Source organism: Nocardia cerradoensis NBRC 101014, from assembly GCF_000308535.1.
GTDB classification, from domain to species: domain Bacteria; phylum Actinomycetota; class Actinomycetes; order Mycobacteriales; family Mycobacteriaceae; genus Nocardia; species Nocardia cerradoensis.
This window is the reverse complement of record NZ_BAFW01000387.1, coordinates 65,024-87,115: the sequence shown is the minus strand read 5'-3', so window position 1 is coordinate 87,115 and position 22,092 is coordinate 65,024. Positions and strand designations below refer to the sequence as shown.

32 protein-coding genes are annotated in these 22,092 nt (G+C 66.1%); 17 read left to right on the top strand and 15 right to left on the bottom strand.

Translation table 11 applies throughout. From position 1 onward, the window contains the following. Together ON23_RS36420 and ON23_RS34940 are read right to left on the bottom strand one after the other, a co-directional pair. Positions 1-356, bottom strand: a 356-nt coding sequence (locus tag ON23_RS36420; RefSeq protein ID WP_051043770.1) for an SRPBCC domain-containing protein, incomplete at its 3' end; no start/stop codon positions are given. Continuing rightward, positions 349-690 carry an ArsR/SmtB family transcription factor gene (locus ON23_RS34940; protein WP_051043769.1) on the bottom strand — a complete coding sequence of 114 codons (342 nt, stop codon included), beginning with the start codon at positions 688-690 and terminating at the stop codon, positions 349-351. The genes ON23_RS34940 and ON23_RS36420, both read right to left, overlap by 8 nt. An 88-nt stretch (positions 691-778) precedes the next feature. Between ON23_RS34940 and ON23_RS34935 the strand changes: the two genes are divergently transcribed. Further along, a complete protein-coding gene (locus ON23_RS34935) occupies positions 779-1,273 on the top strand; it encodes an SRPBCC family protein (RefSeq protein WP_039784078.1) in 495 nt (164 codons plus the stop codon). 49 nt (positions 1,274-1,322) lie between these two features. On the opposite strand, the gene ON23_RS34930 is transcribed toward ON23_RS34935, so the two are convergent. Together ON23_RS34930 and ON23_RS34925 are read right to left on the bottom strand one after the other, a co-directional pair. Beyond that, positions 1,323-1,571: a hypothetical protein gene (locus ON23_RS34930; RefSeq protein ID WP_039784075.1), complete on the bottom strand. Its 249-nt coding sequence runs from the start codon at positions 1,569-1,571 to the stop codon at positions 1,323-1,325. Between the two features lie 292 nt (positions 1,572-1,863). Then, a complete protein-coding gene (locus tag ON23_RS34925; protein ID WP_039784073.1) occupies positions 1,864-2,247 on the bottom strand; it encodes an Rv0313 family protein in 384 nt (127 codons plus the stop codon). A gap of 228 nt (positions 2,248-2,475) precedes the next feature. Here ON23_RS34925 and ON23_RS34920 point away from each other — a divergent pair, with 228 nt between their 5' ends. From ON23_RS34920 to ON23_RS34905, 4 genes are all read left to right on the top strand, one after another. Further along, complete coding sequence (locus ON23_RS34920; protein WP_039784071.1) at positions 2,476-3,798, top strand: ABC transporter substrate-binding protein; 1,323 nt, start codon at positions 2,476-2,478, stop codon at positions 3,796-3,798. A gap of 113 nt (positions 3,799-3,911) precedes the next feature. Beyond that, a complete protein-coding gene (locus ON23_RS34915; protein ID WP_051043776.1) occupies positions 3,912-4,829 on the top strand; it encodes a carbohydrate ABC transporter permease in 918 nt (305 codons plus the stop codon). Positions 4,830-4,880: 51 nt separating this feature from the next. After that, the gene (locus tag ON23_RS34910) at positions 4,881-5,681 is read left to right on the top strand and encodes a carbohydrate ABC transporter permease (protein WP_051043767.1); all 801 of its coding nucleotides are present in this window, start codon (positions 4,881-4,883) and stop codon (positions 5,679-5,681) included. A gap of 147 nt (positions 5,682-5,828) precedes the next feature. Further along, positions 5,829-6,473, top strand: coding sequence for a maleylpyruvate isomerase family mycothiol-dependent enzyme (locus ON23_RS34905; RefSeq protein ID WP_039784066.1), 645 nt, complete (start codon positions 5,829-5,831; stop codon positions 6,471-6,473). Between the two features lie 144 nt (positions 6,474-6,617). Here ON23_RS34905 and ON23_RS34900 read toward each other — a convergent pair whose 3' ends face one another. Both ON23_RS34900 and ON23_RS38385 read right to left on the bottom strand, forming a co-directional pair. After that, on the bottom strand, positions 6,618-7,151 hold the full coding sequence (locus tag ON23_RS34900; protein WP_051043765.1) for a hypothetical protein: 534 nt from the start codon (positions 7,149-7,151) through the stop codon (positions 6,618-6,620). Positions 7,152-7,155: 4 nt separating this feature from the next. Next, positions 7,156-7,323, bottom strand: a complete 168-nt coding sequence (locus tag ON23_RS38385) for a hypothetical protein (RefSeq protein WP_157170385.1) — start codon at positions 7,321-7,323, stop codon at positions 7,156-7,158. A gap of 184 nt (positions 7,324-7,507) precedes the next feature. Here ON23_RS38385 and ON23_RS34895 point away from each other — a divergent pair, with 184 nt between their 5' ends. The 3 genes from ON23_RS34895 to ON23_RS34885 all read left to right on the top strand — a co-directional run bounded on the left by ON23_RS34895 (position 7,508) and on the right by ON23_RS34885 (position 8,456). Beyond that, a complete protein-coding gene (locus tag ON23_RS34895; RefSeq protein WP_036510003.1) occupies positions 7,508-7,687 on the top strand; it encodes a hypothetical protein in 180 nt (59 codons plus the stop codon). A 102-nt stretch (positions 7,688-7,789) separates the two neighbouring features. Further along, a complete protein-coding gene (locus ON23_RS34890; protein ID WP_039784117.1) occupies positions 7,790-8,044 on the top strand; it encodes a type II toxin-antitoxin system Phd/YefM family antitoxin in 255 nt (84 codons plus the stop codon). Further along, a complete protein-coding gene (locus ON23_RS34885) occupies positions 8,037-8,456 on the top strand; it encodes a type II toxin-antitoxin system VapC family toxin (protein ID WP_051043764.1) in 420 nt (139 codons plus the stop codon). The genes ON23_RS34890 and ON23_RS34885 overlap by 8 nt, the downstream gene beginning before the upstream one ends. 89 nt (positions 8,457-8,545) lie before the next feature. Here the strand turns inward: ON23_RS34885 and ON23_RS38660 are convergent, their stop codons facing one another. Next, on the bottom strand, positions 8,546-8,719 hold the full coding sequence (locus ON23_RS38660; protein WP_167331924.1) for a hypothetical protein: 174 nt from the start codon (positions 8,717-8,719) through the stop codon (positions 8,546-8,548). 19 nt (positions 8,720-8,738) lie between these two features. Here ON23_RS38660 and ON23_RS34880 point away from each other — a divergent pair, with 19 nt between their 5' ends. Then, the gene (locus tag ON23_RS34880) at positions 8,739-9,392 is read left to right on the top strand and encodes a hypothetical protein (RefSeq protein ID WP_039784063.1); all 654 of its coding nucleotides are present in this window, start codon (positions 8,739-8,741) and stop codon (positions 9,390-9,392) included. Between the two features lie 21 nt (positions 9,393-9,413). Here the strand turns inward: ON23_RS34880 and mddA are convergent, their stop codons facing one another. Both mddA and ON23_RS34870 read right to left on the bottom strand, forming a co-directional pair. Beyond that, on the bottom strand, positions 9,414-10,154 hold the full coding sequence (mddA, locus tag ON23_RS34875) for a methanethiol S-methyltransferase (protein WP_039784061.1): 741 nt from the start codon (positions 10,152-10,154) through the stop codon (positions 9,414-9,416). A 92-nt stretch (positions 10,155-10,246) separates the two neighbouring features. After that, positions 10,247-10,501 carry a nickel-binding protein gene (locus ON23_RS34870; RefSeq protein WP_039784058.1) on the bottom strand — a complete coding sequence of 85 codons (255 nt, stop codon included), beginning with the start codon at positions 10,499-10,501 and terminating at the stop codon, positions 10,247-10,249. Positions 10,502-10,827: 326 nt separating this feature from the next. On the opposite strand from ON23_RS34870, the gene ON23_RS38380 reads away from it, so the two are divergent. Continuing rightward, entirely contained in the window at positions 10,828-11,109 is a 282-nt protein-coding gene (locus ON23_RS38380) for a hypothetical protein (protein ID WP_157170384.1), read from the top strand. A 449-nt stretch (positions 11,110-11,558) separates the two neighbouring features. Then, entirely contained in the window at positions 11,559-12,686 is a 1,128-nt protein-coding gene (locus ON23_RS34855) for a lactonase family protein (protein ID WP_157170383.1), read from the top strand. A 342-nt stretch (positions 12,687-13,028) separates the two neighbouring features. Here ON23_RS34855 and ON23_RS34850 read toward each other — a convergent pair whose 3' ends face one another. Further along, complete coding sequence (locus ON23_RS34850) at positions 13,029-13,967, bottom strand: SDR family NAD(P)-dependent oxidoreductase (RefSeq protein WP_039784049.1); 939 nt, start codon at positions 13,965-13,967, stop codon at positions 13,029-13,031. A gap of 112 nt (positions 13,968-14,079) precedes the next feature. On the opposite strand from ON23_RS34850, the gene ON23_RS34845 reads away from it, so the two are divergent. Then, positions 14,080-14,766, top strand: a complete 687-nt coding sequence (locus tag ON23_RS34845) for a TetR/AcrR family transcriptional regulator (protein WP_039784047.1) — start codon at positions 14,080-14,082, stop codon at positions 14,764-14,766. A gap of 41 nt (positions 14,767-14,807) precedes the next feature. Here the strand turns inward: ON23_RS34845 and ON23_RS34840 are convergent, their stop codons facing one another. Then, positions 14,808-15,572 (bottom strand): group II truncated hemoglobin, encoded by a 765-nt coding sequence (locus tag ON23_RS34840; RefSeq protein WP_039784045.1) that lies wholly within the window; start codon positions 15,570-15,572, stop codon positions 14,808-14,810. A 153-nt stretch (positions 15,573-15,725) separates the two neighbouring features. Here ON23_RS34840 and ON23_RS34835 point away from each other — a divergent pair, with 153 nt between their 5' ends. Both ON23_RS34835 and dhaL read left to right on the top strand, forming a co-directional pair. Then, positions 15,726-16,730, top strand: coding sequence for a dihydroxyacetone kinase subunit DhaK (locus ON23_RS34835; protein ID WP_039784043.1), 1,005 nt, complete (start codon positions 15,726-15,728; stop codon positions 16,728-16,730). Beyond that, a complete protein-coding gene (dhaL, locus tag ON23_RS34830) occupies positions 16,727-17,380 on the top strand; it encodes a dihydroxyacetone kinase subunit DhaL (RefSeq protein WP_086007062.1) in 654 nt (217 codons plus the stop codon). The genes ON23_RS34835 and dhaL overlap by 4 nt, the downstream gene beginning before the upstream one ends. 75 nt (positions 17,381-17,455) lie before the next feature. Here dhaL and arfB read toward each other — a convergent pair whose 3' ends face one another. Beyond that, positions 17,456-17,884 (bottom strand): alternative ribosome rescue aminoacyl-tRNA hydrolase ArfB, encoded by a 429-nt coding sequence (gene arfB / locus ON23_RS34825; protein ID WP_039784041.1) that lies wholly within the window; start codon positions 17,882-17,884, stop codon positions 17,456-17,458. A gap of 296 nt (positions 17,885-18,180) precedes the next feature. On the opposite strand from arfB, the gene ON23_RS34820 reads away from it, so the two are divergent. Next, positions 18,181-18,522, top strand: coding sequence for a hypothetical protein (locus tag ON23_RS34820; RefSeq protein WP_039784039.1), 342 nt, complete (start codon positions 18,181-18,183; stop codon positions 18,520-18,522). A gap of 39 nt (positions 18,523-18,561) precedes the next feature. On the opposite strand, the gene ON23_RS34815 is transcribed toward ON23_RS34820, so the two are convergent. Together ON23_RS34815 and ON23_RS34810 are read right to left on the bottom strand one after the other, a co-directional pair. Then, the gene (locus tag ON23_RS34815) at positions 18,562-18,897 is read right to left on the bottom strand and encodes a winged helix-turn-helix transcriptional regulator (RefSeq protein WP_039784037.1); all 336 of its coding nucleotides are present in this window, start codon (positions 18,895-18,897) and stop codon (positions 18,562-18,564) included. A 2-nt stretch (positions 18,898-18,899) separates the two neighbouring features. Further along, a complete protein-coding gene (locus ON23_RS34810) occupies positions 18,900-19,283 on the bottom strand; it encodes a hypothetical protein (protein WP_143859943.1) in 384 nt (127 codons plus the stop codon). 184 nt (positions 19,284-19,467) lie between these two features. Here ON23_RS34810 and ON23_RS34805 point away from each other — a divergent pair, with 184 nt between their 5' ends. Next, complete coding sequence (locus ON23_RS34805; protein WP_039784033.1) at positions 19,468-20,985, top strand: DHA2 family efflux MFS transporter permease subunit; 1,518 nt, start codon at positions 19,468-19,470, stop codon at positions 20,983-20,985. A gap of 142 nt (positions 20,986-21,127) precedes the next feature. Further along, complete coding sequence (locus ON23_RS38375; protein WP_143859942.1) at positions 21,128-21,364, top strand: hypothetical protein; 237 nt, start codon at positions 21,128-21,130, stop codon at positions 21,362-21,364. Between the two features lie 167 nt (positions 21,365-21,531). Here the strand turns inward: ON23_RS38375 and ON23_RS34795 are convergent, their stop codons facing one another. After that, positions 21,532-22,065 (bottom strand): hypothetical protein, encoded by a 534-nt coding sequence (locus ON23_RS34795; RefSeq protein WP_051043762.1) that lies wholly within the window; start codon positions 22,063-22,065, stop codon positions 21,532-21,534. Positions 22,066-22,092: the final 27 nt, after the last annotated feature.

Below are 22,092 nucleotides of genomic sequence, written 5' to 3'. Positions count from 1 at the left end.
ATGACGGTCAGCCGGACTTTGTCGGCGACCTGCTCGAGCGCGAAGGTCACGTCCGAGTCGGCGAGGCCGCCGCCGGTGCTCCAGGTGTGGCGCAGCCGATGCGGGGGCTCCCATTCGAGCACCTCGCCGTGCCGGCGGTCGGCCACCTCGGCGGGGTCGCCCTCGCCGGTGAGTTCATGGATCCGGAACAGGTGTTCGACCCGGCCGCCGGTGGCCTGTTCGAGCAGGCCGCCGGCCAGCCAGGTCGCGCGCTTGTCGACGTCGGTCAGGTAGGCCCACACCCGTTCGATCGGCCCGGGCAGTAATCGTTCGATGCGAACCGTGCCCGGCTCGACGACCTCGCCGTAGTCACTCATCCCGCGAATCCTCCTGTAGCAGTGCGGCTTCCAGGGCGTCGAGACTCTCACCCCAGAAGCGCTCGTAGAAGTTCACCCATTCGGCGCACTCTCGCAGCGGGCGCGGGTCGAGCCGGCACAGATGGGTACGTCCGCGCACGTTGCGGCGCACCAGCCCGGCCCGCTCGAGCACCTTGATGTGCTTGGACGCGGCCGCGAGCGAGATGTCGAACGGGGCGGCGAGCTCACCCACACTGCATTGGCGCCGCGCCAGGGTGCGCAGCATCGAGCGGCGCGTGGCGTCCGACAGCGCATGGAACACCACGTCGAGCTGTTCCGAAGAATTATCAACCACATGGTTGACTATTCCGCCTGCGCCCACCTACTGTCAACCCATCGGTTGAATATCGCGGCCGATTCACCCACCCTTCAGGGAGAAACCCATGACCGAGCAGAATTTCTCGACGACCTTCACCGTCGACCGAACCCCCGAAACCTTCTTCGACGCCGTGCTCGACGTGCGCGGCTGGTGGTCGAAAACTCTCACCGGACGCAGCGAAAAGCCCGGAGACGTCTTCACATACGAGGTGCCGGGCGTCCATCGCGCCACCATCGAGGTCACCGAGGTCGTCCCCCACGAACGCGTCGTGTGGCGTGTCCTCGACGCCCGGCTCACCCTCGTCGACGACCAGACCGAGTGGAACGGCACCGAGATCCGTTTCGAGATCACACCCGGCGCCGACACCACCGAACTCCGCTTCACCCACGTCGGCCTCACCCCCGCGTTCGAATGCTTCGACGCCTGCCGCAAGGGCTGGTCGTTCTACATCGACACGAGCCTGCGTGACCTGATCGCCACCGGCACCGGCCAACCCGACGAGGACCCCCAAGCCCTCGCCCTGGCGAACGCGGCGACGCCACACAGAACTCGAGCGTGACAGTTCGAACGTCGATCGCCGAGCACTCGAATTCCGGCTATCCGCGCGACTACGCGTCCTGCCGAAGTGGTTGCGGGTCCAGGAACAATCGTTCGTTGGGCAAGCGCGTTTCGGGGAGTGCGTCTTCGATCCCGTGCAGGAATACTTCGATCGCACACCAGCGCTTTCGGCGGCAGTCGTGAATCAGAGTGACCGCCGCCGCGACGGTCGCCCGATAGTCGAAGGCCGTTCGGCCCAACCAGATTCGCACATGCACATCACCGTGGGACAGCCGAGCGCGCTCGGCGAGGGTCAGCACTGCCGGGCTCCGGGGCGTTCGACACCGATTGTCGTGAGGAGATCCCCGGAACTCGCACCGCGGATCGCGCCGGAACGGCTTCTCTGCCGCTGCTGTGCATTCATGTCGACCCCGAGCAGTAGTGTGCGATCTGTCCCCCACAGCCTGCTTCGCCGGCACACGATCAGCGACGGGAGATCTACCTATGCCCGTACCTGTTTTCGGCATCCAGGTACCGCAGACCCCCGGTTGATCGCACAAGTAACATTCATCGCGTCCGCACAGTGTGCGAACCGCGATCGGTTCAGCGCTCTCAGGTCTGGTCGAGCACGCTGGTGGGGACGCCGTAGGGCAGGAATCGCACCTTGCGGCGTTCGTCGGTGTTGTCGCGGTGCGCGCGCAGGGCCTCGAGTTCGGTCGGGAATACCTGCTCGACCCGGGCCTCACCGGCATCGTCGACGCTGTAGACGGCCCATACCCCGCTGCCGGTCTCCCCGGTCGTCGCGTCGTCCGGTTCCGGCGATCGCGTGTGGTCCGGCCGAACGAACTGACCGAACAGCGACGTCAGCGAATTCACGGTGGTGCGGTCGAGGTATCCGGCGGCCTTTCCGAGCAGGTCGCGAACCTCGATTTCGGCCTCGCGCAGAGCGCGCTCGAATTCTTCCGGATCGATCCCGAAAGGCCCGTTGGTTGCCATCTCGATACTCCCGAAGTCGGCGCTGTGTCTCCAGTATGCCGCGCGCGAGCATCGAGGGGGTGGAGCAGTTTTTGACCGACAGGTCCTGTATTTGCGGCGGGTCCGGCTCGATCACGAGGCACAGAGGCGTTCGACCGGTCTCTGGTGTGTTTTCCGGACGCAGAGGCCCCTGCGGTATTACGTTCGTCGGCAAAGAAATTCGCTTGCTGTAACCGAACGGGGGCGTGGGTGGCATCATCTCGAAGGTTCGACCGGCGCACACTCCTGCGCGGTGCGGCGGCCGCCGGCGCGGCAGTGGCCGCTTCCTCGATCACCGGCTGCGGTGACCACGACGACGATGCGCTCACCTTCTTCTTCCAGGCCAAACCCGATGAGGCGAAGGTCCGGCTGACGATCATCGACGAGTTCCGCAAGCTGCATCCGGACATCAAGATCCGCACTCAGATGTCGGGCCCCGATCCGCAGACCCAGATCCTCACCTACTGCGCGGGCGGCAAGTGTCCGGACGTGCTGATGTCGTGGGACCTGTCCTATTCCTTCCTCGCCGAACGCGGCATCTTCGAAAATCTCGACACGATTCTCGACAAGGACCCGGCGTACGCGGCCGAGCTGAAGAAGGACAGTTCGACGGCGCTGTACAACACCTTCCGCTACAAGAACGCGCAGCACGCGCTACCCGAGCAGTGGGCCGGAATCTTCCTGTACTACAACAAGAAACTCTTCGCCGACGCCAAGCTCGCACCGCCGCCCGCGCGCTGGGAGGACGCCTGGAGTTTCGACGAATTCCTCGATGCCGCACGGGCGTTGACCAGACGCGACAGCTCCGGCGACGTCGTTCAGTGGGGATTCGTGGATCCCTGGACCGTGTACTACTCCGCCAGTTGTTTCGGCATGAACAACGGCGTGGAATGGTTCAGCCCGTCCATCGACCCGACCCGCACCAATATCGACGACGACGCCTTCATCGAGGGCGTGCAGTTCTACACCGACCTGTCGACCCGGCACCGGGTGATGCCGAGAATCGAATTCCAGCAATCGCTTTCGTCGTCGGATATGTTCGCCCAGGGCAAGGCCGCGATGGCGTTGTCCGGGCATTGGATGTACAGCGCCTACACCGGTCAGCCGGACCTCGACTTCGACGTCACGGTGCTGCCGGTCGGCCCGCGCGGTACCGCCGCTCGCTCCGATATCGGCACCACCGGCCTGTCCATCGCGGCCGACAGCCCGCGCAAGGAACAGGCCTGGGAATTCGTCAAATTCGCCACCGGACCCGTCGGTCAGGCGGTCATCGCGAAGTCGGGGTTGTTCGTTCCCGCATTGAAATCGGCCCTCGCCTCGGACGGGTTCGCGCAGGCGCACGAGAGAGTGCACAACCTCGAGGTGTTCCACGGCGGCGATCACGCCAACAATCTGCCGGTCACACCCGCGTGGCCCCGCGTCGACGCGGTCATCGAACAGGGCTACGACCACGTGTTTCGCGGTGCCGCCTCCGCGGAGTGGTTCAAGCGGGGCCTCGCGGGACAGATCAACGATCTTTTGGAGGCACAGTGAGCGACAATCGCGCGAGCAGTTCGCTGTGCCGGCCGGGCGCGGGTGTCCCGCACATCACCGACCACAGTGAGCGACAATCGCACAGCGACTCGCTGCGCCGACCGGGTGCCGCTATGACGACCCTCGGCAAACCACGACGTTCCGCGCTGCGTCGGCGCAAGGCTGCCGCGGGCCGAATGTTCATCGCGCCCAACCTGATCGCGGTGGCGGTGTTCATGGCGTTCCCGTTGGTGTTCACGCTGTATTTGAGCCTGCACCGTTGGGATCTGTTCAGTTCGCCGACGTTCGTCGGCTTCGACAATTTCCGCCGGCTCTTCGCGCACGACCCGCTGTTCTGGGTGGCCCTGCGCAACACGGTGATCTTCACCGCTGGAACGCTGATCCCGACCATCGTCATCGGCCTCGTCGTCGCGGCGGCCTTGAACCGGAAACTGAAGGGCATCGGCATCTTTCGCAGCATCATGTTCATGCCGCTGGTCGCCTCGACGGTCGCGATGGCGGTGGTCTGGCGGCTCACCTTCAGCACCGACTACGGCGTGCTCAACACGGCCCTCGGCTGGATCGGGATCGGTCCGGTCCCGTGGCTCACCGACCCCCGCTGGTCGATGTTCTCGCTGTGCCTGGTGAGTGTGTGGAAGAGCGTCCCCTTCGCCACCATCGTCCTGCTCGCCGCCATACAGGGCATCCCGACCGATGTCTACGAGGCCGCCCGGATCGACGGCGCCGGCGCACTGCGCCGGTTCCGCTCGATCACCGTGCCGCTGATCCGGCCCGCGCTGGTGTTCTCCTTCGTCATCACGTTCATCAACTCGTTTCAGGTGTTCGATCAGGCCTACGTCCTCACCGGCGGCAAAGGCGGCCCCGAAACCGGCACCTACGTGCTCGGAATCATGCTGTACCAGAACGCTTTCTCCTTCGACGACATCGGCTACGCCTGCGCCCTCGCCTGGGTGATCTTCGCGATCCTGCTGGTGTTGACGCTGTTGCAACTGCGAATCACCCGCGGCAACGCCTACGAAAGCGAGGCCTAGGTGGCGACAGCGACCGCGAATCGTGCCGTTCTCCGCCGTACCGGGCGCGGCATGCTGTTGTATCTGGCGCTCGTCGTGATGGCGTGGTGCGCACTTTTTCCGCTGCTGTGGGCACTGTCGAGTTCGCTGAAGAAGCAGGGCAACATCTCCGACACCAGCATCGTCCCGGCCCACCTGGCATGGTCGAACTACCGCGACATCTTCGACCTGATGCCGTTCGGACGGATCTTCTTCAATACCGTCCTCTACGCGGGCTGCGTGACCGCGGGCCAGGTGTTCTTCTGTTCACTGGCCGGATATGCCTTCGCCCGCTTGCCGTTCAAGGGCCGCGACGTCCTGTTCGTGGCCTACCTCGCCACCCTGATGGTGCCGACGACCGTCACGGTCATCCCCCAGTTCATCCTCATGCGCACCTTCGGCTGGGTGGACAGTCCCCTGGCCATGATCGTGCCGGGCCTGTTCGGCAGCGCGTTCGGCACCTACTTGATGCGCCAGTTCTTCATCACCCTGCCGGTCGAACTGGAGGAAGCGGCCATCCTCGACGGCTGCTCGGTGTGGCAGACCTACTGGCGGGTGCTGCTGCCCCATGCCCGGCCCGCGGTGATGGTGCTCGCGGTGCTCACCTGGGTGACCGTCTGGAACGATTTCCTATGGCCCTTGGTGATGATCCAGCGCGACGAAATCTCCACGCTGACACTGGGTTTGGTGCGCCTGCAGGGCCAATACGAAACCAACTGGCCGATCCTCATGGCGACGTCCATCCTGATGGTGGCCCCGATGCTGGTGATCTACGCGTTCGCGCAGAAGTCGTTCGTGCGTGGAATCGCGATGTCGGGGATGGGTGGTCGGTGACGCGGGCTCGGCCGCGTTCCAGGGCGACCGATGAGTTCGCGGGACCGACATCGTCTGCACTGTGAATCCACGAATGTGGTGCGACAGTGCCATGGTCCGTGCAGCCACGTCATCGGCTTGCCCGGCCGGCTCGAATGGAGGTTTCCGGTGTCGGATGTCATGTCTCGCGACGCCCTCTGGGCCATGGCCCACGCCGAACGTGCGGCTCTGGCGGACGATCTCGCCGAGCTGGACGATCACCAGTGGGCCCGGCCATCGCTGTGCGGTCGCTGGACGGTCGAGGAGGTCGTCGCACACCTGACGGCGTCCGCGAGCACCGGGCGGTTGCGCTGGCTGGTCAGTGTCGCCGGCGCCCGCTTCGACTTCGACGAACACAACACTCGGCGGCTGGCCGAACATCGCGGCGGCACCCCAGCCGAGACTTTGGCGCGGTTCCGGAGAATCGTCACCAGCACCACCGCCCCGTCCGGACACACCGCGGCATGGCTCGGGGAGGTGATCGTGCACGCCCAGGACATCCGACGACCGTTGGGGATACTGCGCGAACCGTCTGTCGAGGCCGCCACCGAAGTCGCGAGGTTCTACGCGAGCCGCGACTTCGCGGTTCCCAGCCGGAGCACGATCGACGGCCTCCGTTTCGAAGCGACCGACGGCCCGTTCACTGCCGGAACCGGCCCTCTGGTCACCGGAACGACGATCGCGTTGACCATGGCCATGGCCGGCCGCACCGCTTATCTCGATGACCTGAGCGGGCCCGGCGTGCTCGCCCTGCGCGGGCGCGAGGTGCCGTGAGCGTGAAGCGGTAGTCCAGGCGCATTTGGTGGGGCGACGGCAGCCGACTGCTCGGCCGCGCACCCCCACGGACCGACCGGGTGGACAGAGAACCGCTTCCACGGGCGAACCGACCGTGCGCGAGACGAGCCGGGAACTTTCGCGTTATTCCGGTGTGGGAGATGGTTGCCGGCGGGCATAGTCGTGCCAATACGCCGCGATCTCCGCGGTCTGCCGAACCACCCGGTCCGGCTCGGGCGGGGCGGGCCAGAACTGCAGGAGGTAACGGTCCAGAAGGGGCTCGTCATCGAGTCTGGTGTCCTTCTGGTGCGCCTGGTCCATGCCCTGCGCGCAGTACCGCACCCGGTAGTCGATCTCTTCCAGATCCAGTTCCCAGCACGCCTCGCCTGCCCACTGCATCAGCCAACTCTGAGCCGAAACCGGGCGGAAAGACACCTCCACGACGTCCTCCCAGGCGGGATCGAGCGGCGGAGCCTGGCCGCGCACTTCGGCGGTGAAACCGACGTTGCCGGTGTGCAGCCCGGTCATCAGCCACAGGGCGCCGGGTACCGCAGCGCCGCACAGCCCTGCGCTCTGCCCGGCGAACGCTTCCTCCATGTCCGGGCCGACACTCTCGGGGTCACTCTCCACGTAGAGCTGGCTGTAGTGAACGTGCACCTCGCCATCGAGCCTGCGCACTTCCTCACACGCTCCCCACCGACGAGGGCCTACCGTCGCGCAGCGACACCCCGGACAGCATGCCGCCGAGCGACCGGCGAGTGTTCACGCCATCGGGATCGGTGCCGGCCTGCTCGAGAAGACCGGCAGGTACGCGAAGCTGTTCGCGCAGTCGCGTCCAAGAACGAATCATGCACGCAGCGTAAGGAAGACCACTGACACCTTCGCTCCCAAACCCTCCCAGGCCTGAGCACTCTCGATCGGCAAGCTGTCGCGCCGGTGAATGCCCTCCCGCGCCCGCCGTCAACCCCTGGTCCCCCATCGCCCACTGTGGCAGCCTTGAACGTATCCATCCGCCCGGATGCGAAGGACACATCATGTTCACGAATATCATCCAGCCGCTTCAGCAACTCGCCGAACAAAACCGCGATGTCATCGGGTACGTGGTCATCAATACCGGCAATGCCATACTCGGCGTCGTACGGTGGGGCTTCGACGCCGCCACCCCCTGGCTCCAGCAGTTCTTCTCCGAATACCCGCCCGGCGGCAACTACTGACGCAAGCCCGGCTCGTCATCGGAAAGAACGACCCGCTCACCGCCCAGGTCGTCCCGAAAACGACGCATAGCATCACATAGCATGCGTTGCTATAGTGAAGCGATGACCAGGACCATTACCCAAGCCGAACTGCGCAACGGTAGCGCCGGGATCATGGACGCGTTAGAGGCCGGGGACGATTTCGTCATCACCCGCAACGGCAGGCCCGTGGGCGAACTCCGGCCCGTCACCACGAAGCGGACCGTTACAGCCGCCGTGGCCAAGCGACGATTCGCACGATTCGCCGCTTACGCCGACAGCGCAGCGGAACGAGCGCAAGTAGACGCCGAATTCGGCGAAGACCGGCTCGATGACTGAGCCGGACAACAGCTTTCGACATCAAGCCGGACTGCTGGATACCTGCGTGTGCATCGACTTGCCGTTGATCGACGAGGCCGCATTACCCATCGAGCTTCGAATCAGCACCGTCACACTCGCCGAACTGGGGCTGGGCACAGCCATGGCGGCAACCGCGGAGGAGTTGGCGATTCGCACCGAACGCTTGCTGGAATTCGAGCACACCTTCGACGCACTGCCGTTCTCCTCCACCGCCGCCCGGCGATTCACGTCCATGTCGAAACTGGTTGTCGCAGCGAAACGCAACCCGAAGCCGCGCCGGATGGACCTGATGATCGCGGCTATCGCTTCGGCGAACGATCTCCCCCTGTTCACGCGCAACCCGGACGACTTCAAGGGGCTCGAGGCATTGCTGACCGTGGTCGCCGTCTGAACAGCCGACCCCCGTGTACGAATGAGCGCCGCACCGGCCGCACACCGAGGGCATCGAAGCCGTTGCGGGCGAACGCTTCACGTCCGTAATCAGCGCTTATCGTCGCCGATGGGCTCGGCTTCGTCACCGAGACGGGCGTGTAGCCGGTCCCGGACCTGGTCCGGGGTATACGCACGGCGTTTGCGCTCGGACCGCACGATCACCACTCCGGTCGCCGCGACACCCGCGGCTCCTGCCAAGCCGAGTACTTTCCACCACCGCATACGGCCTAGGCTAGTCGTCGTGCCACGCGAAGCGCCTTCGAGTATCGGTTTGGATGAAGCGGTCGAACTCACGCGGACCGGCGACTTGTGGCTGTTCCGTGGACATTCCGGCGCCGACCGCGCGATCCGTGGGCTGACCAACAGCCCGGTCAACCACGTCGGTATGGCGGTGGTCGTCGACGACCTGCCGGCGCTGATCTGGCATGCCGAGCTCGGCCGCGCGCTGCCGGATGTCTGGTCGGGCAACCACCATCGCGGCGCCCAGCTGCACGATCTGCAGGCCGCGGTCCTGCGCTGGACCAATGACTACGGGCAGCAAGCGTGGCTGCGCCAGCTGGATCGGCCCGTGACACGCGAGATGGAGGACGCGGCGCTGCGGACGGTGGCGCGGCTGGACGGCATGCCCTTTCCGTCCACAAGTGCGCTGGCGGGCAGGTGGTTTCGCGGCCGGATACCGCTGCCGAAGCGTTCGAAGCCCCGCGAAGCCGAGGCAGGTCTGGAGAACGCCTACTGCGCGGAAATCGTCGCCATGACGTACCAGGCGATGGGATTGCTGCCGGAAAAGCGCCCGAATTGGTATGACCCGGGCAGATTTTGGAGTGGCGACAATCTGCATCTGTCCGCCGACTATCACCTCGGTGGGGAAATCGCGGTCGACGTCTTCGGGCGCTGACGGCCGGAAACGCGTGCCGCCTCACAGATCGACCGGATGGGCACGACTCCCGTGATGCGGATGGGGGACGAGCATCGGGACCTGCCGCCGGTAGTTGCGGTAGCGATCACCGAAGACACCGACGAGGTCGTGCTCCTCGAAGCGGATGGCGACGAGGATATAGCCGGTGGTGACGGCCGCGAACAACAGCCGACCGGCGGTCATCGTCGGAGCCGCCCAGAACGCGATCACGAAGCCCAGGTAGAGCGGGTGCCGGACCGCGCGATACAGGGTGGGGGTACGGAAATCCGGTTCGGCGTCGGGCTGCGCGCGCAGGTGGCGAAGGACCTGCCGCACACCGAAGAGCTCGAAGTGATCGATGGCGAAGGTCGCGATCAACACCAGAGCCCAGCCCGCCAGCGAGACCGCGTACAGCACGATGCGGGCCGGGGTGGCCGGCACGTGCCAGACCTCTGCCGGTAGTGGACGCCACTGCCACATGATCAGCGCCAGCGCCGCGGTGGCGGCCAGCACGTAGGTCGAGCGTTCGATCGGTTCCGGGACAACGCGGGTCCACACCCGCTTGAACGCGGGCCGGGCCATCGCGGAATGCTGGACCGCGAAGATCGACAGCAGGATCAGGTCGATCACGATCGCCACCGCGGTCGACGCCGCGGGGCCCTCGTTGATGTCGCGCGGTACGACCAAGCCCTCGACCCAGCCGATCGCGTAGAGGAAGACGACGAGGAAAAGCAGGTAGGCGACCAGTCCGTACGCCGCCATCAGTACGGCGGCCGTAGCCGGCCGATCGCGTCGAGTGCCCGGGGAACCGGGCGGGGTCGTGGACATCGGTACCTCGTTTCGAGCGGCAATGGTCAGGTGCCCTCGACCACCGGGTAGATCCTGTCGGGCACGAGGCCGTGCGCCTCGCGGTGCACAGTGATCGCGGTGTCCGCGTCCGGGGCGTCGACCAGGCAGAACGCCGTGTGGCTCGATTCGTCGACCCAGTAGCGCTGGTACGTCACGCCGTAGTCTCCCTGGATCGCCTGGTCGGCGGCGTGGGCGGCGGCCACGTCCTGCGCTGTCGTGCCTTCGGGCAAATGTTCGTGCACGTCGATGAAGAGGACCATCACGATTCCTTGGTCGGGTGGGCGATGTGAGCCGCGGCCGGCGACATATGCTCCATCGGCTGAACGCAGCCCATGCGTAGATTACGCCGCGGTGGGCCCCTTCTACCAGGGCGATGCGCGCGATTCGAGAACATGGACGTTTGATCGTTCAATTATCGGGAGAATGCAAGATCAAATGGTGTCACCTCAACAAAATGCATAGTTCGCCAGCTGTTAACGGTGACGATTGACACAGTAACGAAAGTGGCCTCCCAGATTTCTCTTTCATATATTTGATGGCACGCCGTGATGGCGTCGTTATTCACCTGTGAAAGGAATCCCCGTACATGGTTTCTCGCAAGATCCTCGCTGCCGCCACCCTCTCCGCCGCCGCCCTCTTCGTCGGCCCGGCAGCCATGGCCTCCGCAGCGGCCCCGTCCGCCGACTCGACCACTCCGGCCCCCGCGCAGCTGAGCTCCGGATCAGCCGACTCCGGCTCCGCGTCGTCGGGCTCGGCCACGCTCGACTCCGGTAGTTCCGCCCTCGACGAGGGCACCTCCACCATCGACAACATCATCACGGCGATCACCGGCATCAGGGACCTGTCCCAGCCCAAGTCGGCCTCCTGATCCCGTTCCGCCGGAGACCGATTCCGCTCTGGGCGACCCGCAGGCCGACCTTTGTTTCGCGCCGCATCATCGGCGCAAAATGACGGGCCATTGCCGCGAATTCGCCGAATTCGATTACGTCGGCCTCCCGGCCGGTCTGCTTCCGCATGATCTTCTCGTCTTCCACTGTGCGCGTAACCGGTGTCGACTGATGACCGCTTTGCCATCGGGGTAATCGGGGTCGCCGAGGCCGCCACATGAAGAGGCTGTCGGCGTAGATCCGGACTCGACCCGTCGGACGTGGCACCGGACGCGAACTCGACGCCCGCCGGTCGGGCCGCGGATTGTCCAACTCTCTGGACAGTCGGTGCCCTTGTACCCGCCATGGGCTTCGCGCCATGACAGCTGATTCGACGATGACAGGTCATGGAGGAGCGGCTCGCGCGGAGGGCTCCACCACACGTGTCCGTGTGCGCGGGCGTGCCGGTTGGGTGCTGGCCGTCGCCGCGACCGTGCTCCCCGGTTTCGCCGCGATAGCCCAGCCCGCGACGGCGGCGCCGGCGGCATCGGACGCCGGATACCACATCTATGCCCCTGGCTTCATGAGCGACGGGATCGTCGGGTTCAACGCGTCCGACACCGGGCAGCCGACCCCGATCCCGGGCCGGGCCCCAACCGGCGTCCCGAACTGGCCGCACGCGGCGTCGCGTGACGGCCGATTCCTCTTCGCCGCCCCCGCGATCGATCCGCGGCTGATCTCCTACGCCGTCGGCCCCGACGGCGGCCTGACGCCGGGCGCATCGATGCCGCTGCCCGATGCTCCGGTCGACATCACCTTCGCGCCCAACGGCCGCGATGGGTTCGTCACGGTCGGCGCGGTGAATGCGTCGATCCTGCCGATCCGGATCGACAGCAACGGAGTTCCGTCCCCGAACGGTCCGGCGGTTCCGGTGGGCGGCGCGGTCGACGGCCTCGGTTCGGCCGAGATATCACCCGACGGACATAACCTGTACGTGGCCAGCGTCACCGGCCGTCAATTGGTGGTCTTCGACATCCACGACGACGCCACCCTGTCCGAGGTCAAGCAGCGCGTGGCCGGTGGCATCAACACCATCTACCCGGTGATCACCCCGGACGGGCGACACGTGTTCTTCAGCAACGAGATCAGCGGCACCGTACAGGCATTCAACCGCGCCGACGACGGAACCTCGAGCGAGGTCGCCGGGTCGCCGTACCAGGCGGGCCTGCTGCCGCACATCGCGAGCACCACTCCCGACGGCCGCTTCCTGTACGTGCCGAATATGGGCTCGTCGTTCATCAGCTCCTACCAGGTCCAGCCCGACGGAACCCTGCGTCCCCTGCCCAACGTCGACTTCGCCCCCGAACCCGGTGTCAACGCCGAATCGTCGGTGATGTCGCCGAGCGGGAAGGCGCTGTGGGTCCTGGGCACCGATCCGATGCGTGCCGGCGAGGAAGTCCTGCGCCGCTTCGCCATCGGCACCGACGGCACCCTGATCCGCGACGACTCGACCGCCCGCTACACCGGCACGACCGTCGCCGACGGCAGGACACTGACACTGGTCCCCGCTGTTCGCTGAGGATCGGTGCCCGGGCGCCGCGCCATCGTGCCCTGCACCGTCGAATAAGCCGGTGCCGCAAGCATTTCGGAGGACGGGCGCGTGCGAGCCGGGCGCTCGACTTCCACGCGCTGTTGGGGTGTGGGAGGCGGTGGTTGCCGGCGGGCGAAGTCGTGCCAGTAGGCCGCGCTCGCACAGAACGTGCCATCGCTTGCTCCAGCGGCCCGCACATCCGGAAAAGCCCCGCGCCTCGCACAGACCCGGCAGAGGAACATTCCACGAACACCTATGTCCCGTAGGCGAATTGGGGGGGCGCGAGAGGGCCACAACCGGAGTCGGGAACATGACCGAAGGCCCCACCGGTCAGGAGCGAATGAGGCGCAGCGAGGTGTCCCAGAGGCGTTCGGCGTTGGCCGGATCGAGCGCGTAGGCGGCGACGCCGGAGCCTCCGTCACCTCGTTCGGTGACGGTTTCTGCCTCGTTCACGTCTTCGAAGTACCGGCCGGTGACGCCCTCGACGAGCGGGGAGCCGGCGAGCAGAGCCGAGGTCGCCGCACCCTGCTCCGGAGTTTTGGGCTGCATCGGCATGGCGCCCTCCTGGCTCTCGAACCAGGCGGGGCCCAAGTGTCGGGTGAGACGAGTGTTGATGGCACCGGGCATCAGGGCGTTGGCGGTGATGCCGTCGTCGGACCAGCGCTGCCCGACTCCCACCGCGAAAAGGACGTTGGCGGTCTTGGACTGGCCGTAGGCGCTGAGGCCGTCGTAGGGAATGAAGCTGTAGTTCAGGTCGTCGAAGTTCACCGGTGATACGAGATTTCCGGCGGAGCTGACCGAGACGATCCGGGCGCCGTCGGCCGCGGCCAGCGCGTCGTGGAGGCCGACGGCCAGGCGGAAGTGGCCGAGATGGTTGGTGGCGAAGTGGAGTTCCTGGCCGTACGAGGTGAGAGTTCGCTCGGGGATGGCCATGATCCCGGCGTTGTCGACCAGGATGTGCAACGGCCCGCTCCAGGCGTGGACGAAGGCATCGACGCTGGCGGGGTCGGCCAGTTCGATCGGCGCCACATCGATGCGGCCGTTCCCCGTGGTTTCGGAGATGTCGGCCGCGACCTCGGCGCCCTTGACGATGTCGCGCACAGCCAAGGTGACCGTGGCACCTGCTCCCGCGAGTGCTCGGGCGGTCTCCACCCCGATGCCCGAAGAGGCGCCGGTGACGACCGCCCGTTTACCGGTGAGGTCGACGCCGTCGAGAACCTCGGCGGCGGTGGTCCGGGCGTTGAAAGGTGTGCGGATCAGCGAGGACATGGGAACTCCTGAAGGTTCGAATCAGAGAAGAGACCGATGGTCTGTTACGGCTCGAACGCTAACATACCATCGGTCTCTTAAACAACAGACGGGTGGTCTGTAATCTGACGGGGTGGACTTTCAGAGGGCACGCACCGAGGAGCAGCGTGAACATCGTCGGCAGGTGCTACTCGACACTGCCGCGGGAATGCTCGCCGAGATGCCGGTCGCGGCGGTGAGCTTGAACGAACTCAGTCGCCGGGTCGGGCTGGCGAAGTCGAATGTGTTGCGCTACTACGAATCACGCGAAGCGATCCTGCTGGAACTGCTCGACACCGAGGCGAGAGCATGGCTGGCCGACCTCGACAGATCGACTCCCCGCTCGGCGGAGGGTCCCTTCCGAGGGCGTTCCGGCCGCCTGGTTGCGGCGGTGACCACGACGGTGCAGGCGAGACCGGTGCTGTGCGACCTCATCAGCGCCCAGGCCGCGGTGCTCGAGCGCAACGTCTCGACCGAGGTGGTGCTGCGTCACAAGCGGTCCATGCATGACATGGTGAACCAGATCGCCCAGATCGTGACGACCGTCCTACCGGAGTTGACAGCCGACGACGGCTTCCAATTCGCTTCGACCACAATCCTTGCCGTCGCCGCGGCATGGCCACACAGCACCCCGACCGAGGCATTGCAAGCCGCTTACGACGCCGACCCCACGGTCGCGGAACTGCACGTGACTTTCTCCGACATCGTCACCCGAACCCTCACGCTGACCCTGGCCGGGCTGCTCTCCGAACGGCAGGCCGCTACCGCCGCCGAACACTGATCGTCACCGGCTCCCGGCGCCGAGCGGGGAGCGGGTCACGCTCAGGCGGGGGTATACGGCGGAGCCACACCCCAGCCCCAGTGGGGTACCGGGAGATGCCGCGGCGGGTCGGCGTCGGGCTGTGAGTTGCCCAGCGCGATGCGGGTGCCCCATTCGATGTAGCCGACGAACGCGGCCCGGAACTCCGGGTCAGCGGGCAGGCCGGCCTCATCGGCGGCATCCAGCAGCAGCGACACCCAGCGCCGGCGCTGCGGCTCGGAGATGGCTTTGCCCAGATGGTGAGCCAGCATGTGGTCGTAACCGCCGCGCTCGCCGGTGTAGCGGGAGGGACCACCGAATACCTCGGCGAGCCACATGGCCACATAGTGCGGATGGCCCGGGTCCATTCCGGCGAACAACGGCCCGATCAGGTCGTCGGCCAGGACATGGGTGTAGAAGACCTTCGTGAGCCGCTCCAGCGCCTCGGTACCACCGAGCCAGTCGTACATGCTCGGCACCGAGGACCCGGAACCTCGGACAGCGGTGCGTTCGTAATGGCGCATCTCCTCGATACGCTGCACATACGGTTCGATCTCGGCGAAGAATGCCGCGAAATGCTCACCGCCGCGGAATCCCTGGATATGGTCCTCGGCGGAGGTCCAGGAGATGCGCAGGACGTAGCACTCGGGTTCGTCGACGCATCGTGACAACTCGTAGTCGACACATTGTGGGGCCGCCGCCAGCGACCGTGCGGCACGACCGTAAGCGGCCTCGAATTCGGCCGCGTCGGGCTCGGCGATCCGGTATCGGACGTATTCGATTGTCATGGGCAACACTGTAATCGGCGAACATCATCGCAGATTCCGCTCTCCGCGAAGCGGAACAACCTGTGGCCCACCAAGATCGGGAATCCACGCCGAGGCAGCGCCCCGGCTCCGTGATACTGGACATCACGCAGTCGATCGACGAGGAGGATATCTGTGCCGGCACTGTTCTTGCTCGAACCAGGCCAGGGTCCCGAGGTGTCACTGCAAGGCTTCGTGCGCCGACACCCGTGGGTCCGGCTGACTACCGACCCACTGTTCGTGCACCACGATCGCGGTGCGCCGACACGGCGGGTCGCCCTCGTCTCCGGCGGCGGTTCCGGCCACGAGCCGATGCACGTCGGATTCGTCGGCATGGGAATGCTCGACGCTGCCGTGCCGGGAAAGGTCTTCGCCTCACCGCACAATCGGCAGGTCTACGAGGCGAGCAAGGCCGTCGCCCGGGACGGTGGGGTGCTGCACATCGTCAAGAACTACACCGGAGACAAGATCAATTTCGGCATCGCCGCGGAACGACTCGCTGCCGATGGCATCGACGTCGAGCGGGTACTCGTCGACGACGACGTGGCCACCGAATCCGACGAGACGGCGACCGGACGGCGCGGGACGGCCGCGACGATCGTCGTGGAAAAGATCCTCGGCGCCGCCGCGGACCGCGGTGACACCCTCACCTCGCTGGCGGCGCTCGGCCGCGAGGTGGCCGGGCACAGTCGCAGTATCGCGGTGGCCACCGAGGCGCTGACGTCACCGAATACCGGGGCGCGGGCCTTCGAACTCGAACCCGATCAGCTCGAATACGGGGTGGGAATTCACGGCGAACGCGCCGCGACCGCGATCACCAGGCCACCGCTCGCGGAACTTGTCGACCGGATGCTCACCGATATCCTCACATCGCTGCCCGGAGATGATCGAAAACCGTTGTTACTGTTGATCAATGGGCTCGGCGCGACGACGGAACTCGAGCTCTGCACGGTCCTCGAACTCGCGGCGCGCGCGCTCGGCGACCGAGGCCGCGACATCGCGGCGGTCCAAGTCGGCACATTCGTTGCCGCACTGGATATGAGCGGATTTTCGATCACCCTCACCCAACTCGCCGACGGCTGGATCGATCTCTGGCATGCACCGACCGGCGCACCCGCCTGGAAGGAGGCCACCCGATGAGCAGCGAGGCGATGACGACGCTCGACAGCACCGTTCCCCGCCTGCAGGAGGTGTTCTTCGCGGCCGAGCCCGCACTGACGAAGTTGGACGAGATCACTGGTGACGGAGATTTCGGCGTCAATCTGCGCGAAGGGCTCTCCGAGGTCGCCGGCCGCCTTGCCGCACCGGACTCCCCCGCCCCGTGGGATACGTTGCGGGCGGTCTTCCTCGACGAGGTCGGCGGCACGAGCGGCCCACTGTTCGGCCTGCTGTTCCAATCACTCGACACTCGGGCGGCACGGTCGGATTCCTACATCGACGCCCTCCAAGCCGGCATCAGCGATGGTCTGGCCGCCATCCAGCGCGTCGGCGAGGCGGAAGTCGGCGACCGCACCATGGTCGACGCGCTCGCTCCGGCCGTCGAGGCGCTCCATGCCGGCGATGTCGGCGCCATGGTGAGCGCCGCAGTGGATGGAGCGCTGTCCACCGCGGCCCTGCGGGCACGCCGCGGTCGCGCCAGTTACCTCGGCGAGCGCGCCGTCGGCCACCCCGACCCGGGAGCGGTAGGCGTGGCGCTGCTGCTGTGTGTGCTCGCGGAGCCGGTGTCCGGAACGGAGGCGTCCGACAGAGAGCGCGCGCGACTGCTCGATGCGGTATCCGGCTCGACATAGGGCAATGATTGAGGCGGATGCGATGAACTTTTCGTGCGAAGCTGAGCAAGAATCCCGGCTTTTTCCGACGCGGCGCTAGTCGTCCGGGGAGATTCGCCGGTTGCGTTTGGTGATGCCGCGACGCTTCTTCGCGGCGATGCGGCGTTCCTTGGCACCGCGCGACGGCTTGGTGGCGCGGCGAACGGGTGGCGGGGCGGCAGCGGCGTCACGCAGTATCGAGGCCAGGCGGTCGCGGGCGGTCGCGCGGTTCTGCAGCTGCGCGCGCTCCTCGGATGCGGCGACTGTCAGCACCCCGTTGACCAGCCGGGAGGCCAGGCGGTCGAGCATCCGGGTGCGCAGCCACTCCGGCACCGAGGGCGAGTTGGCGAGGTCGAAAGACAGCTCCACCCGGCTGTCGGTGGTGTTGACGTGCTGGCCTCCGGGACCGGACGATCGTGAGAACCGCTCGCGCAACTCGGATGCGGGTATCACCAGCATCCCGGTCACGGTCAGATCCTCAGCCATGCTCCGATACCGCGCCTTTCCATCCCCGAAGCGATCGAGCCACGCCGGTCAGGTTGCGGCTGAACAGCACACTTGTCGTTCACGATAGCGACGACCTCGTCGAGGCGTGACAAGCATGCCGTCCGAGGCGGTCGACGGTGTCGAGAATTCCTTCCATTGGGAAATATGTCCCGGTGTGCATACGCTTTCGGGAATTGTTCTGCAGTGCAGTGAAAGTGAGATGCTCGGTGTCCATCCCCAAGAGAAGTGCCCGCCGGCTATCGATCGTGGGCGCGGTAATATCCGGTCTCGCGGCCGTGACGGTGTCGACAACCGTCGGCGCGGGATCTGCTCAGGCGCTGCGGCCCCGTGAGGCGTTCTGTTCATCGGTTCCGGTCGACAGCCGCGTCGAGATCGAATGTACGAATACCGATGTGGGCCCGGCAACCGCCGGAATCTTCGTCATGTGCAGCGACCTCCGTCCGCTCGTCCAGGAGGTACGGATCCGCCCCGAATCGACCATCCGGTCGAGTCAGGACTGCGGCCCCGGCGCACACCCGATCTCATGGAACGTGAACGCCCAATCCGACCATGAGCGCGACCGCGAACGCGACGCCGAAATCGACCACGAACGCCTCTCCGGCCACCACCACATTTGACGCCGCGGGTTCCTCCGCTCTCGGCAGCCGGGCGGCGACTCATCCGATATCGTTGCGCCACTCCGCCGCCCAGTGCGTCAGAGGCGCGAGCCGCTCGACGAGTGTGCGCCCCGCGCGGGTCAGCCGGTACCCCTCCTCGCGCTCGATGAGGCGCGCCTCGGTGAGTTCGGCCAGCCGCCGGGTCAGCACGCTCGAGGAGATGTCGCCGCATGCGGTGCGCAGCTCGCGGAAGGTGAGCGGGCCCGGGGCCTGATCGAGTTCCCAGATCACCCGCAGTATCCAACGGCGCCCGAGCAGATCGAACAGGGCCATGATCGGGCGTCCGGTGGCCGATCCGCGCACCGGACGCCCCGGGCGTGGCGTTTCGGGCGCCATGATCAGGCCGCCTGCGGCGGGGGCGAAGCTTCCAGTCGTCGTGCCATTTCCGCGATGGCCGCGCGCAACACCCGATACGGCCGCAGGAACAATGTCACGTGGGTCAGGCTGCCGGTCTCGGAGAGCTCTTCCCGCAGCACCCCTTCGAGCTCCTGACCGGCGAAGCGTGCGGTGAACGCGAATATCCGCTGCTGCCCGTCGGTCCACTGGCGGGTCTGATGTACCGAGTCGAGCACCGTCGCGATCGTTGCCAGCAGATGTGCCGCACGCGCCCGGCCGTGGTAATCGGCGACCGGGCTCGAGAAGGTCGCTTCCTCGGCGAGCAAGGCCGGCAGTGGCGTCGAGTCTTTCGATCGCCACACCCGCAGTATGAGACTTTCGATCATGCCTCTATTTTAGAGGCACACTGGCCCCTCCGTCAGCCGCGTCTGACTCGTCCGATCTCGCCCTCGGCGGCAAGGTCCGTGACACGCTGGGGAATGACAGCGTCGCGATGATCGGCCTCACGACGGGTAGTCGCAGGGTGTTGTCGCCCGGTCGAGTCCTGGCACCTTCAACGAGGGAGCTGATATGGCATCCACCACCGCGCAGCAGTCGGGCAAGCTCGACCGCAGCGTCATCGTCACAGGACTCGTCGTCGTGTCCGGCATGATCATGGTGGTTCTCGACACCACCATCGTGAACGTCGCCCTGAACTCCTTGAGCACCGAACTCGGCGCGACCCTGTCCACCACCCAGTGGGTGGTGACCGGTTATCTGCTGGCGGTCGCGCTGGTCATCCCGGTGACCGGGTGGGCGATGGATCGTTTCGGGCCCAGACCGGTCTGGCTCACCGCGGTGAGTCTGTTCGTGGCCGGCTCGGCTCTGTGCGCGGCCGCCTGGTCGATCGACAGCCTGATCGCCTTCCGCATCCTGCAGGGACTCGGCGGCGGCATGCTGTTGCCCGCCGGGCAGGCGATCATCACCCGGGCCGCGGGCCCGCAACGCCTCGGGCGGGCCATGGCCATCCTCGGTGTCCCCATGCTGCTGGGACCGGTATTCGGCCCGGTGATCGGCGGCCTGCTGGTCCAGTACACGAGCTGGCACTGGATCTTCCTGGTCAACGTCCCCGTCGGCGCCCTCGCCCTCACGCTCGCGGCCTGGAAGCTCCCGCACGGTGACACCCTGCCCGAGCACGGCCGGCTCGACCTGCTGGGGCTGGTCCTGCTCTCCGGTAGCCTCGTGTGCCTGCTCTACGGCCTTTCCGAGGCCAGTTCACACGGCGGATTCACCGAGTGGGGTGTGCTCGGCTGGCTCATCGGCGGCGTCGCGGGCCTGGCCCTCTACACCTGGCACAGCCTCCGCAAGGGAGCCGACTCGATCGTCGACGTCCGCCTGCTCACCAACCGGCTCTTCGCCAGCGGAACCATCGCGGTATTCCTCGTCGCCATCGGATTGTTCGGCGGCATGCTGCTGCTCCCGCTGTATTACCAGACCGTGCGCGGACATGGCCCGCTCGATGCCGGCCTGCTGCTCGCACCCCAGGGGTTGGGCGCGATCGTGGCGGTGGTGATCGGCGGCCGGCTCACCGACCGCATCGGCGCCGGCTACGTGGTACCCGTCGGCGTCGTACTCGGCCTCATCGGCACCCTCCCGTTCACGCACGTGGGCACCGACACCTCTTATGTCTGGCTCTGTGTGGCCCTGTTCGTGCGCGGTATGGGCCTCGGTGCGGTGATGATGCCGACCATCTCGGCTGCCTACACGGAACTGGGCAAGGACGCCGTGACACGCGCGGCACCCACGCTCTCGGCCATTCAGCAGGTCGGCGCGTCGCTCGGCAGCGCCTTGCTGGTGACGGCGCTGACGCAGCACCTCTCCCGACAGCTGACCGAGCACGGAATCCCTTCCGGCAGCGGCGGTTCCGGTCAGATCAGCTCCGTCCCGCCCCGACTCATGCCGGTTGTCGGTCCACTACTCGCCGATTCCTTCGGCTTCGCGTTCTGGGTGGCGTTCGGGCTCACCGCGGTGATCATCATTCCGGCGATGTTCCTGCCGCGGCATGCCGCGCGGGAGCCGGAGGAGACACCGGTGGCGCCGGGCATCTGATCGAGGCCGATCGCGAAACTCGCATCACCACAGGCCTTTACCCATCCACCAAGCGCACGTCATGCTCGACCTCCGAATACGATTCGCGGAGCGCCCGCCGTAGGAGCCCATTACCGACGCCGCCGTAGGTATTATCGAGCACGTGGAAAACGAGCGAGAGGTGCGGCGCGCCAAGGGGAAAGTCTGGCGCTGGAACGAGAAGCGCGCCACCGGAATAATCGAGACCGAAGACGGTTCGCACGTCTGGTTCGGTCTCGATTCGCTGGGTGAGCACAAGAATTTCGGTGACGTTTCCCTCGATGCTCCGGTTGAAGTGGAATATGAAGCAGCACTACAGGATTCGCATGATCTTCGGGCTATCAAAGTAACTTGGCCCTGAACTGGCCGTCAAAAGCAGAGGCTCTGCTCGAACTACGACCTTTAAGCCACACCGACTACGAAGACTGAAATTCACCCCTCGCCGGATCATTACACTCGAATGCAACAGATAATCCGCCGGGATATTCGGATGAGTCTGTGTAGAGGCGCCGCCGCATGGAGCCCGTGTCAAATGCTGCGCAGCAGGATTCTTCGGGTCACGTCGAGATGTCGGTCGACGGTGAACCGGGCGATGGTGCCGACGACGGGCGGTGGGCCGGACCACGGGAGGACGGACCGGAGGCCATCGAATGCGACGGTGTATTCGCGGTTGCTGGGGAAGACGCCTGTGATCTCGGCGGTGACTGCGGAGCCGACCGGGTGGCGGCTTTTGACGGTGCACCATTCGGGCTCGCTGAGGGCGGGAAAGAGTGCTCTGTTCGATCGGAAGGCGGCATCGAGGGGCCAGAGGCGAACCTGACCGCAGGTGTGCTGGAGAACCTCGACCTTCGTGACCGTGCCGACGGTCGGCCATTGGTCGGCGGCAAGTGGCAGGCTCAGCAGGTCGACGAACCCGGTCGGCGGATGGCCCAAGTCGACGAACAGACCAACCACGCCTGGGCGCGGAACCAGCGTGACCACTCCGGTCACGTGGTCGCCGATCGGATAACGACTGCGAGCGGCTTCGAGTTCCTGTTCGAGCTGGAGGTCGAGTTCGATCATCGCCGGAGTATTACAACGACTGCTTCT